General features: G+C 64.5%; 4 protein-coding genes and 1 pseudogene. 2 read left to right on the top strand and 3 right to left on the bottom strand.

Annotated elements, in window-relative coordinates; all coding sequences use genetic code 11:
• Together VDP82_RS14960 and VDP82_RS14955 are read left to right on the top strand one after the other, a co-directional pair.
• Positions 1-893, top strand: a pseudogene (locus VDP82_RS14960) (carbamoyl phosphate synthase large subunit); the annotation flags it as partial.
• Between the two features lie 78 nt (positions 894-971).
• A complete protein-coding gene (locus VDP82_RS14955) occupies positions 972-1427 on the top strand; it encodes a hypothetical protein (RefSeq protein WP_323015632.1) in 456 nt (151 codons plus the stop codon).
• 23 nt (positions 1428-1450) lie between these two features.
• Here the strand turns inward: VDP82_RS14955 and ltaE are convergent, their stop codons facing one another.
• The 3 genes from ltaE to VDP82_RS14940 form a co-directional block, all read right to left on the bottom strand.
• Positions 1451-2470, bottom strand: a complete 1020-nt coding sequence (gene ltaE, locus VDP82_RS14950) for a low-specificity L-threonine aldolase (RefSeq protein ID WP_323015631.1) — start codon at positions 2468-2470, stop codon at positions 1451-1453.
• A 53-nt stretch (positions 2471-2523) separates the two neighbouring features.
• Positions 2524-3501, bottom strand: a complete 978-nt coding sequence (locus VDP82_RS14945; protein ID WP_323015630.1) for a methyltransferase — start codon at positions 3499-3501, stop codon at positions 2524-2526.
• A gap of 258 nt (positions 3502-3759) precedes the next feature.
• On the bottom strand, positions 3760-4052 hold a 293-nt coding region (locus VDP82_RS14940; RefSeq protein WP_323015629.1), incomplete at its 5' end, for a hypothetical protein.

Raw genomic sequence — 4052 nt, 5'->3', positions numbered from 1 at the left:
CCGGCATCATGGAGCATATCGAGGAAGCGGGCATCCATTCGGGCGACAGCGCCTGCTCGCTGCCTCCGCGCACCCTCTCGCCCGAGACCATGGCCGAACTCAAGCGCCAGACGGCCGAGCTGGCCTTCGCGCTCAAGGTCGGCGGGCTGATGAACGTGCAATATGCCCTCAAGGACGGCGTGATCTACCTGCTCGAAGTCAATCCGCGCGCTTCCCGCACGGTGCCCTTCGTCGCCAAGGTCATCGGCGAGCCCATCGCCAAGATCGCCAGCCGCATCATGGCGGGGGAAAGCCTGGCCAGCTTCAATCTCAAGGAAAAGACCTTCAACCATATCGCGGTCAAGGAAGCCGTCTTCCCCTTCAACCGCTTCCCCGGCGTCGACACGGTGCTGGGCCCGGAAATGAAATCGACCGGCGAAGTCATCGGACTGGATACCGATTTCGCCCTCGCCTTCGCCAAGTCCCAGCTCGGCGCCGGCCAGAAGGTGCCGCTTTCGGGCACCGCCTTCATTTCCGTGCGCGACGAGGACAAGCAATATATCGTCGACATGGCCCGCCATCTGGTCGAGGGCGGCTTCACCATCCTTGCCACCGGCGGAACTCAGCGCTATCTGACCGAGAACGGCATCGCCGCCACCAAGATCAACAAGGTGCTGGAAGGCCGGCCCCATATCGTCGATTCGATGAAGAATGGCGGCGTACAACTGGTCATCAACACCACCGATGGCCTGAAATCGGTCACCGACAGCCGCGATATCCGACGCACGGCGCTCCATGCCAAGATTCCCTATTACACCACCATCGACGGCGCATTGGCGGCGGTGGAGGGTATCGTGGCGCTGCAAAAGGGCAGCCTCACCGTGCGCCCGCTGCAAAGCTATTTCGCCGCCTGAGCCCGCCCCTGAATCAGGGTGGATTTTTTGCTTCCCACCTCCCAACATGAGCCTCATCGCTCTGTTGGGAGGAACAGCATGCGCCCCATCGCCACGATTGCCGCCTTCGCCATTCTGACCGCTCCGGCGCTGGGCGGCGCGCCCGTCAACATGTTCACCATGGAAGGCGCCTGCGAAAAGCTGATGCTGGGCGACGACGACCTGAGCCCGAGCTGCGGCGAAAGCGTGATGCAGATCGTCTATGACGACGGCCGCGTCGGCCTATACGCCTTTTCAGGCGGCCAGATTCTCGCCTTTTCCGGCGTGAACGACGAAGTGATCAGCGGGGAAATCCACCAGGACCTGGACAAGGTCATCATCGGCAAGAGCCAGACCGATGTGCGCGAGACGCGCGTCGAGGGCACCTGCCTTTATGAAAACCCCTTTATCGGCATCGCCCGTTTCGAATGCGACGCCATCGCGGAGAATGGCGCCACCTTCAGCCTCGTCTTCATCACCGATGGCACCCCGCCGGTGGACCGGATGGCCGATTGACTCTGCCCCAGCCTTCCCGGCCCTCAGCCGCGGAAGAAGGCGGCCACTTCCGCCAGCGCGCCATCGACCGCATCGTCATCGACGTCCAGATGGGTCACCCAGCGCTGCGTGCCGTAGCGGCCGGTGATGCCGACGCCTTTTTCGGCAAGAAACCGGGTGAAGCGCTCGCCGATGGCCGGGTCGGCCTCGACGAAGACGATATTGGTGTCGGGCATGGTGACGCTGAGCGCGGAATGGCCGGCCAGCCCCTCGGCCAGCCTGCGGGCACGGCGGTGATCCTCGACCAGTCGCCCCACATTATGCTCGATGGCGTAAAGCCCGCCAGCAGCGAGCATCCCCGCCTGGCGCATGCCCCCGCCCAGCATCTTGCGGTGACGCCGCGCCGTCTCGATCAGGTCCTTGCGCCCCACCAGCACCGAGCCCACCGGCGCGCCCAGGCCCTTGGACAGACAAACGGAAACCGTGTCGAACGGCTCCGCCAGCTCCTTGATGCCGATGCCCAGCGCGGCGCAGGCATTGAAGGCGCGGGCGCCATCCAGATGCAGCCCCAGCCCATGCTTGCGGGCTAGCCCCGCCACGGCCGTCATGTAGTCCATCGGCAGGGCGCGGCCGCCAAAGGTATTTTCCAGCGCAATGACGCGGGTGGTGGCGAAATGGCTGTCCCCGCTCTTGATCGCGGCCTCGATATCGGCCAGCGCCATGGTGCCATCGGCCTGATGGGCGATGGGCTGAGGCTGGATGGAGCCGAGCACCGCCGCCCCGCCGGCCTCGAATTTATAGCAATGCGCCTCCTGGCCGGCGATGAATTCGTCGCCCCGGCCGCAATGGCTCATCAGCGCCAGAAGGTTCGATTGCGTCCCCGAAGAAACGAACAGCGCCGCCTGCTTGCCCAATAGGCCCGCCATGACCTGTTCGAGCCGGTTGACGCTGGGATCGTCCCCGAACACATCGTCGCCCACCTCCGCCGCCGCCATGGCGGCGCGCATGGCGGGGCTGGGCCGCGTCACCGTATCGGAGCGGAAATCATAGCGGATGGTGTTCATGGTCGGCTCCGGTTGGGGTAAACCCAACTTGTGCCAAGCCGAGCCGCTTTTGGCTAGGCCGCCACATCGCCGCCATCCTCGCCATCATTGGCCGCGGTCAATTCTATCGGCGGGCGGCGCGCGACGACGAGCAGGCCCATGACCGGCGCGCCCCGGTCAAAGCGCAGCACCGCCTGCTCGAAGCGCAGAATTTCGAGCCCCACGACCACCAGCGCGTCCCGCGTCGCCTCCACGCCATGGGCGTAGCGCAGCGAGGGGCGCAGGAACACAGCCTCGGGGCCGTCATGGGCCTCGAGCGAAAACGCCGCCAGCCCACCCGGCCGCAGCGCGGGCACCAGCGCTGAAAGAATAGGCTGCAACGCGCCGCAATAGATGAACACATCGGCCGCCGTCACCAGATCGGCGCCTGCGCGGCGGGCGTTGAGGGCGGCGACCAGTTCGCCCTTTTGCAACTGGTCGTAAATGCCCTTGCGCGCCGTTTCGGCGATCATGGCGGCGGAAATGTCGATGCCTTCGAGGAACGCCGTCCGAGGCCGCAGCCTTTCACCCATGAGGCCGGTGCCGCAGCCCAGATCCAGCGTCGCGGCGAAGCGCTCTATGCCCAGCCGCACCATCTCGGCCCGCACCAGAGCGTCGAGCATCTCGGGCACGCGATAGCCCAGCCTGCCGACCAGGGACTGCTCGAATTGCGGGGCGTATTGATCGAAAAGCGCTTCGACATAACTGACCGCCGTGCCCTGCGAGAGTTGGCCCGCGCCATGGGCGGCCAGCTTCAAGCCGGCGGCAAAAACGCCTTGATCGTCAAGCGCTTCGACATGGCGCCAGGCCGATATGGCGCGAGCGATCTCACCGGCCTTTTCGCAATAGCTGCCCAGAAGGTCCCAGCCCGCGGTCCAGTCGGGGGCAATGTCGAGCGCCTGCTCCACGAGTTCGATGGCAGGCCCAAGCTCGCCGGTTTCGGCCAGCATACGGGCATATTCGGCGCGGCGATCGGCAATGACATTGCCGGAAGAACAAAACGTCTTGGTCAAGACGAGCGCACTCTGAAGGGCCGGGCCCAATCGCCCGGTGGGCGTTGGATTTGACGGAAAATCGGGCCGAGCGCAAGCGGGCAAATGCAGCGGCAAACCCCAAGATGCGTCAAAAAGGCGGGTTTGCCCCGGCCCGGTTTGGAGTATGGTGGACATGTCCTGCCGCCCGCTTCGGCGTGCGCGGCCCGACCCCGGACGGCCCCGGTCTCCCGCATGGCGCACCGCGCCTGCCGACCGGTTCCAGCCCAGCGCAAGGCTTCATCGCCTGGCGCAAATACTTGGCGATGCACTGTTTTTCTCTGAAAGAAGCCCCTTCTTCCGGAGCGTTTTGTTGTGTGTAAACAGATATTGAACAGGCTTTTTTTTCAGGCTACGCTCCACCCATCGAATATTGCGGCCGACCGATCTGATCCTGCGAATTCCATTCGCGCCTGCTGACGTCACTTTCCGATATTTCGATATCACTCCAGTCCTGGGCCAATAGTGGCCCGGACCGCCTAGCAGCAGCGACTGCACGAGGGAACGCGCATCATGGCAACTGGCACCGTAAA

This window comes from Devosia sp. (genome assembly GCF_034675085.1).
Lineage (GTDB): Bacteria > Pseudomonadota > Alphaproteobacteria > Rhizobiales > Devosiaceae > Devosia.
This window is presented reverse-complemented; position numbering and strand designations above follow the sequence as displayed.

Bases quoted from the DNA above. Each gene is read 5' to 3' on its own strand.
- ltaE (WP_323015631.1), bottom strand. From the start codon at position 2,470: ATGAACACCATCCGCTATGATTTCCGCTCCGATACGGTGACGCGGCCC.
- VDP82_RS14955 (WP_323015632.1), top strand. From the start codon at position 972: ATGCGCCCCATCGCCACGATTGCCGCCTTCGCCATTCTGACCGCTCCG.